This is a genomic window from Achromobacter sp. DMS1, assembly GCF_001270295.1.
In genome coordinates, this window is sequence record NZ_LHSJ01000221.1 from 1 (window position 1) to 7,160 (window position 7,160).

Sequence of the window (7,160 nt, forward strand, 5' to 3'; positions counted from 1 at the left end):
CGCGCACCGTTCGCCTGGCTGTGCGACGGCGACAGCCGGCTGGGGCCGGTGTGCGAACTGATTGCCGGCGGCCGCTATTGCTGGACGCCGTTTGCCGCGTTGCGCAGCCTGCGCATCCTGCCGCCCGAAGGGCTGGCCGACCTGATCTGGGCGCAGGCGGAGGCGGTTTTCGAAGACGGGCGCCAACTGGCCTGCCTGATTCCCGCGCGCTATCCGGCGCCCGACGGCGCCGCGCAGTCGGAACTGGACGAGGCCCTGAGGTTGGGGCGGCGCACGGAATGGCTGCCCCTGGGCGGCGAAACCTACCGCGGCGCGGGCCAGAAGATGTGGCTCACCGACGCGGGCGAATACGCGTTGCTGGACGTGCGCGCGCTGGAGCTGGACTGACATGGCGGTGCAGGATGCCGAATCGATGCGCGTTTGGCGGGCCGCGGCCCGCCGGCAGGCGCGCGGAGCGGCCCTGGACCGGCTGCAGCCGGCGCTGCTCGACCGGCTCATGGACGACAACCCGGGCGAGCGCACCGAGCCGCCGGGCCGCGCCGTCATGTCGCACATGGAGCTGCGCGCGGCGGTGCTGCGCGACCTGCGCTGGCTGCTCAATACCGTCAACCTGGAAACCACGGACGACATCTCGCCGTACCGCTGGGTGCACGGCTCGACGCTGAATTACGGCGTGCGGGCCATGGCGGGCAAGCGCATGTCGGAAATCGACTGGGTCGACGTGGAGGATTCCATCCGCGACGCCATCATCCGCTTCGAGCCGCGCATCCTGCCCGACACCATCGAGGTGCGCTGCGTCACCGACACCGGCACGCTGGAGCACTACAACGTGCTCAGCCTGTCGATACGCGGCCTGCTCTGGTGCGAGCCGCATCCGCTGGAATTCCTGTTCCGGTCGGACATCGACCTCGAGAGCGGGCACATCGACCTGCGCGACCTGGGAGGCGCCTGATGGATACGCGCCTGCTCGAGTACTACAACCGCGAGCTGGGCTACATGCGCGAGATGGGCGCGGAGTTCGCGCGCCAGTATCCCAAGGTGGCTTCGCGCCTCGGGCTGGGCGAAACCGAGGTGGCCGACCCCTACGTGGAGCGGCTGCTGGAGGGCTTCAGCTTTCTGAGCGCGCGCGTGCAGCTCAAGATGGACGCGGAGTTTCCGCGCTTTTCGCAGCGCCTGCTGGAAGTGATCTATCCGCATTACCTGGCGCCCACGCCGGCCATGGCCGTGGTGGCGCTGGAGCCCAGCATGAACGAGGGCACCCTGGCCAAGGGTTTCCGGCTGCCGCGTGGCACCCTGCTGCGCGCGCGCCTGACGCGCGGCGAGCAGACGCCCTGCGACTTTTCCACCGGCCACGACGTGACGCTGTGGCCGCTGAAGGTGGCGCGCGCCGAGTTCACCGCCACGCCGCCCGACCTGCCGCTTACGCGGCTGGGCTTCGGCGGCCGCGCCGGCAAGGTCGCCGCCGCGTTGCGCCTGCGGCTGGAAGTGTGCGGCGGCCTGTCGCTGGAGGAACTGGACGTGGACCAGCTCACGTTCTTCCTCAACGGGCAGGACGTGGCCATGAACCAGCTGCTGGAACTGATCCTGACCAAGTCGGCGGGCGTGCTGTGCCACGAGGCGCAGCGCCCGCCCGCCTGGCTGAACCTGCTGCCGCCGGATGTCATCCGCCACGAAGGCTTCGACGACGCGCAGGCGCTGCTGCCGGCGCAGGCGCGCGCCTTCCAGGGCTACCGGCTGATGCAGGAGTATTTCGCCTTCCCGCAGCGCTTCCTGTTCTTCAGCCTGAACCGGCTCCGGCAGGGGCTGCGCACCGCCGGCCGCGACGGCAAGGCGCCGGAGACGCGCGCCTTCGACATCACCATCCTGCTTTCCGAGGGTGCGCCGGACCTGGAAAGCACGGTGCAGACCTCGAACGTGGCGCTGCACTGCGTGCCGGCGATCAACCTGTTTCCCAAACGCAGCGACCGCGTGGCGGTGACGCCGCGCACTCACGAATACCACCTGGTGGTGGACCGCACCCGTCCGCTGGATTACGAGGTCTTCGGCGTCACCCGCGTGATGGGCCATCGCGCCGGCGGCGAGGAGCGCGAGTTCCGCGCCTTCTACGGCACCCTGGGCGACGACGAGGACGAGTACGGCGCATACTACGCCACCCGGCGCGAGCCCAGGCTGCTGTCGGACACCGCGCAGCGGCAGGGGTCGCGCACGGGTTATGTGGGCAGCGAGCTGTTCCTCTCGCTGGTGGACCGGCGCGAGGCGCCGTTTTCGGGCGACCTGCGCTATCTGTCGCTGGATACGCTGTGCACCAACCGCGACCTGCCGCTGCTGATGCCGCTGGACCGCGAATCGGATTTCAGCCTGCGCGTGTCGGCGCCCGTCTCGCGCATCAAGGTGCTGCGCGGCCCTTCGCCGCCGCGTCCGGCGCTGGCCGAAGGGGCGGCCGCGTGGCGGCTCATCAATCACCTGGGCCTGAACTATCTCAGCCTGACCGACCTGGACGCCGAGCAGGGCGCGCAGACCCTGCGCGAGACGCTCAAGATCTACGCCGACCTGTCCGATCCGGTCGTCGCCAGGCAGATCGCCGGCCTGTACCGCGTGCGCGCGGTGCCGATGCACCAGCGCCTGCCGGTGCCGGGCCCCATTGTGTACGGGCGCGGCGTGCGCATCGAGCTGACGCTGGACGAGACGGCGTTCTCGGGCATCAGCCCCTTTCTTTTCGGCGCGGTGCTGGAGCGGTATTTCGCGCGGCACGTATCGATCAACATGATGACCGAGCTGGCGCTCGATTCGCTGCAGCGCGGCGCGATCGCCCGCTGGAAACCGAGGCACGGAGGCCGGCCCGTATGCTGAAGCCAGCTCCGCGCCCGCAACCAGGAGATCTGCCCATGCAAGCCGCCCGACTCGCCCAGCCCCGGTACGAACCCGTGCACCTGCTCGGGGAGGTGCGCGCGGTGGACGGGCAGGACTGCGTGGTCTGGTGCGACGGCCGCGAATGGCGCTGCCGCCGCGCGGCAAGCTGCCTGCTGGCGCCCTCGGTGGGGGACCAGGTGCTCATCAGCGGCCCCGATCCGCAGCGGGTCTATCTGATCGCGGTGACCGAGCAGGCCGACGCCGCGCTGAGCCGCCTGCGCGCGCCGGGCGCCCTGCTTATCGAAGCGGCGGACGTGTCGCTGCGCGCGGGCCGGGGCCTGCGCATGGAAGCCGGGCGGCTCGAACTCAAGGGCGGCGAGGCCGACTGCGCCATCGACGAAATGCGCTACCGGGGCAAGGACGCGCGCCTGACGGTGGGACAGGTGCGGCTGGCGGGCAGGCTGTACGAGCTGGTGGTCGACAAGCTGGTCCAGCTCACGCGCAACGCCCTGCGCCTGACCGACGAAATGGACCAGACCGCGCGGGCATCGTGGACGTGGAAGCGCGGCAGTCGGCGCGCGTGCACGGCAAATACAGCGTGGTCACGGGCGAAGAGCTGGTCAAGGTGGATGCTCGCCAGATCCACATGGGATGACGCGGCGCGGCGGGAGCGCGGCAAGCAATCAGGGAAACGGGATATGGAACGCGTAGTCAAGGCTTATACCCCTCTGCCCGAGGAACAGTTGAAGTTCCGCGGGATGTACGGGCACGAGACGCTGTCGCAGCTTTTCGAGTTCGACGTGGAGCTGGTGTCGGATTCGCATTCGCTGGACATGAAGCAGTTGCTGGGGAAATCCGTCACGCTGGAGATCGAGACGTCCGGCGCGAAGCCGCGCTACCTGAACGGGCAGGTCACGCGCTGCGTGCTGGTGGGGCGCGAGGGCGCGACCGCCCGCCACTATATCTACCGCGCGACCCTGCGTCCGTGGCTCTGGTACCTGACGCAAACGTCGGACAACAAGATCTTCCAGAACAAGTCGGCCCCGGACGTGATCCAGGAGGTGCTGTCCGACTACAAGTTTCCGGTCGAGGTCAAGCTGGCCGACAACTACCGCAACTGGGAATACTGCGTGCAGTACCAGGAAACCGACTTCGCCTTCATCAGCCGCCTGATGGAGCACGAAGGCATCTACTACTGGTTCAAGCACGAGAACGGCAAGCACACGCTGGTGCTCACCGATGACGTCACGCAGCACGATCCGCTGCCCGGCTACGAGACCATTCCCTACTACGGGCCGGACCGCGCGGCGGTGCCTCAGGAGGAGTACATCTCCAGTTGGGAGGTGTCGGAGGAGATCACGCCGGGCGCTTTCGTCACCAACGACTATCATTTCAAGACCCCGGGCGCCATGCTGGAAGCCCGGCGCAACAATCCGGGCGCCTACGACAACGGCGACCTGGAAGTCTACGAATGGCAGGGGGGCTACACCAGCGCGGCGGATGCCGAGCGCTATACGCGCGTGCGCCTGGAAGACCTGCAATGCCGCCAGGAGCAGGTCAGCGGCGCTTGCAATGTGCGCGGCGCCGCGCCCGGCTATCTGTTTACCTTGCGCAACCACCCGCGCCAGAGCGAAAACCGCGAATACCTGGTGGTGGGCGCGCGCTACCGCATCCGCGAGGGCGGCTACGCGAGCGGCGCGGGCGGCGCCAGCCTGTTCGACGTGGACTTCACGGTGCTGCCGTCCAACGTGCAGTTCCGCGCGCCGCGCGTCACGCCCATGCCCCACACGCACGGCCCGCAGACCGCCAGGGTGGTGGGCAAGCAGGGCGAGGAAATCTGGACCGACAGCTACGGCCGCGTGAAGGTGCAGTTCCACTGGGACCGCTATGGGCAGAAGAACGAAAACAGCTCCTGCTGGGTGCGCGTTTCCAGCCCGTGGGCGGGCGGGGGCTTCGGCGGCATCCAGCTTCCGCGCGTGGGCGACGAAGTCATCGTGGACTTCATCGGCGGGCATCCCGACCGGCCCATCATCATCGGCCGCGTCTACAACGCGGGCAACATGCCGCCCTGGAACCTGCCGGACAACGCCACGCAGAGCGGTTTCCTGAGCCGCTCCAAGGACGGCACGCCGCGCACGGCCAATGCCTTCATGTTCGAGGACAAGCCCGGCCAGGAAGAGATCTGGCTGCACGCGGAACGCAACTACCGCACCGAGGTCGAGCTGCACGAAACGCACACCACGGACGGCAACCGCACGACCGCCATCGGCGTGCACGACGCCACCACCGTGGGCGGCAACCGCAGCATCCACGTCACCGGCGCCGACCTGCTGACGGTGGGCCAGACCCGCGACGTGACGGTCACGGGGCATGAAAACTACACCGTCAAGGCCTCGCGCAAGACCGAGGTGCAGAACGGCATGAACACCGAGATCTACGGCCAGGGCCTGACCACCACGGTCAAGGCCGTGGGCGAGACTCGCGACATCACGGGACCGTTCAAGGAAACGCTGCACAATACCGAGACCCGCACGGTGACGGGCCTTTTCAACGAAACCTTGAACGGCGGCGAGCTGCGCACGGTGAACAAGGCTTCGAACGTCACCATCAAGGACGGCAGCATCCTGACCGTGGCGACCGGGGACTCGGTGCGCAAGGTGTCGGCCGGATCGCTGGAGGAAACGGTGAACGGCCACGTCAAGCTGACTTCCGAAACCTCGGGCATGGACATCCACGCGCCGCAGACCATCAACATCACCAGCGACGTCGACGTGGTCCTGCAGGGCAAGAAGGTCAAGGACCTGTCCACGTCGAGCTGGCTCAAGGCCACGCCCTTCGGGCTGACCCTGACGGTGGCGCAGAGCACCATGGGCGTCTTCAATGCCGCGCTGTGGCGCTCCAACCTGGCCATGGCGCTTTCCACCGCTTCCGTTTCGGTGATCAGCAGCAACGTGTCCGGCGTTTCGTACAAGGTGGCGGCGGCGGATTATAAGAACAAGGGGCTGGAAACCGAAGCCATCGGCTTGAAGTCGGCCCTCTGCGGCCTTTTTACGCTGATCTGAGCGCGGCAGCGCATGGACGGCCACCAACCTCCAACACAGAAGAAAGGAATATTCAAGCATATGGATTTGCCAACTTGGGCGTGGTGGGCGATCGGGCTGGGTCTGTTCGTGGTGATCGAGGCCTGCGTGGCCCTCTGGTTCATCCGCAAGCAGGTCCAGCGCCGCCAGGAGGCGGCCGCGCAGGTCGAGCAGGTGCGGCGCACCGGCGATCCGGCCTCGGCCCTGGTGCTGGAGGCCACGGATACCGGCAAGCGGCTGGGGGCCTACACCTATTTCGTGGTGAAGCTGCGCCTGCGCGTCACGCCCGCGGCGGGCGAGGCGTTCGAGACGGAAATCAACGCCAACATCTCGCCGGTGCGCATTCCGGATTTCGCCGAGGGCAAGGTCATCGCCGTGCGCGTCGATCCGCGTACCCGCGCGGTGGCGGTGGACCAGCGCACGCAGTAGGACATGAAAACCGTGAAGCCGTCCCGCCTCAGCCTGCTCTCTCGCCCCTACCGGTGGCGCGGGGAGGACTGGCTGGGCGTGGCCGTCATGGCGCTGGCCGGCCTGGAGGACGAGCCGCGCCTCTACACCGAGCAGGACCTGTGGCGCACGGCCGCCGAAGAGGGCGACGGCGCGCTGGACCTGGGCATTCCCAAGGCCGAGGCCGAAGTCTTCGTGCACGGGCGCGCCTATACCGCGCCTTCGGGCCAGGACCGCTCGTGCGCCGTGCGCATGCGGGTCGATACGGTGGACAAGTCCTTGCTGGTCTTCGGCGACCGCTATTGGCTGGACGGCCGCATCACCGAGCCGCTGCCCTTCGAGGAGATGCCGCTGGACTGGAGCCGCGCGTTCGGGGGGCCGGGCGATCCGCGCAATCCGGCCGGCCGCGGCGCGGCGGTGGAGACGCTGGGCAGCATGAGCCTGCGGCCCCTGCCCAACATCGAAGCGCCGCTGGAGCGCATGGAATCGCCCGCGCAGCGCCCCGCCGCCCGGACCTTCCTTTCCTTCCAGAGTAGACAAGCATGCCCAGCACCCGCAAATGGTTCGACGACGACGCCTATCTGGCGCAATGCGAGGCGACCGTCCTGGCCGCCGGCCCGGACGGCAGTCGAGCTTGACGCCGCCGTCGGCTATGCCCGCAGCGGCGGCCAGGCCGGCGACACCGGCACCCTGACCCTGGCCGACGGCGCCGTGCTGACGCTGACCGACACCGTCGACACCGACGACCGCCAGCGCATCCTGCACCAGGTCGAGGGCGAGCGC

The 7,160-nt window shown here is 68.4% G+C and carries 5 protein-coding genes and 3 pseudogenes; all 8 read left to right on the forward strand.

What is annotated here, in order from left to right:
• Positions 1-387, forward strand: a 387-nt coding sequence (locus tag AD428_RS20310) for a type VI secretion system accessory protein TagJ (protein ID WP_304438949.1), incomplete at its 5' end; no start/stop codon positions are given.
• Between the two features lies 1 nt (position 388).
• A complete protein-coding gene (gene tssE / locus AD428_RS20315) occupies positions 389-952 on the forward strand; it encodes a type VI secretion system baseplate subunit TssE (protein ID WP_082308318.1) in 564 nt (187 codons plus the stop codon).
• A complete protein-coding gene (gene tssF / locus AD428_RS20320; protein WP_053244813.1) occupies positions 952-2,850 on the forward strand; it encodes a type VI secretion system baseplate subunit TssF in 1,899 nt (632 codons plus the stop codon). Before tssE ends, tssF begins: the two co-directional genes overlap by 1 nt.
• A gap of 35 nt (positions 2,851-2,885) precedes the next feature.
• A pseudogene (locus tag AD428_RS25565) lies at positions 2,886-3,505 on the forward strand (DUF3540 domain-containing protein).
• A gap of 43 nt (positions 3,506-3,548) precedes the next feature.
• The gene (locus tag AD428_RS20325) at positions 3,549-5,912 is read left to right on the forward strand and encodes a type VI secretion system Vgr family protein (protein WP_053244817.1); all 2,364 of its coding nucleotides are present in this window, start codon (positions 3,549-3,551) and stop codon (positions 5,910-5,912) included.
• A gap of 60 nt (positions 5,913-5,972) precedes the next feature.
• Positions 5,973-6,359 carry a DUF4381 family protein gene (locus AD428_RS20330; RefSeq protein WP_053244814.1) on the forward strand — a complete coding sequence of 129 codons (387 nt, stop codon included), beginning with the start codon at positions 5,973-5,975 and terminating at the stop codon, positions 6,357-6,359.
• Positions 6,360-6,446: 87 nt separating this feature from the next.
• Positions 6,447-6,929 (forward strand): annotated as a pseudogene (locus AD428_RS28400) (DUF2169 domain-containing protein); the annotation flags it as partial.
• Positions 6,920-7,160, forward strand: a pseudogene (locus AD428_RS28405) (alanyl-tRNA editing protein); the annotation flags it as partial. The pseudogenes AD428_RS28400 and AD428_RS28405, both read left to right, overlap by 10 nt.

Bases quoted from the DNA above. Each gene is read 5' to 3' on its own strand.
- tssE (WP_082308318.1), top strand. From the start codon at position 389: ATGGCGGTGCAGGATGCCGAATCGATGCGCGTTTGGCGGGCCGCGGCC.
- tssF (WP_053244813.1), top strand. From the start codon at position 952: ATGGATACGCGCCTGCTCGAGTACTACAACCGCGAGCTGGGCTACATG.
- AD428_RS20325 (WP_053244817.1), top strand. From the start codon at position 3,549: ATGGAACGCGTAGTCAAGGCTTATACCCCTCTGCCCGAGGAACAGTTG.
- AD428_RS20330 (WP_053244814.1), top strand. From the start codon at position 5,973: ATGGATTTGCCAACTTGGGCGTGGTGGGCGATCGGGCTGGGTCTGTTC.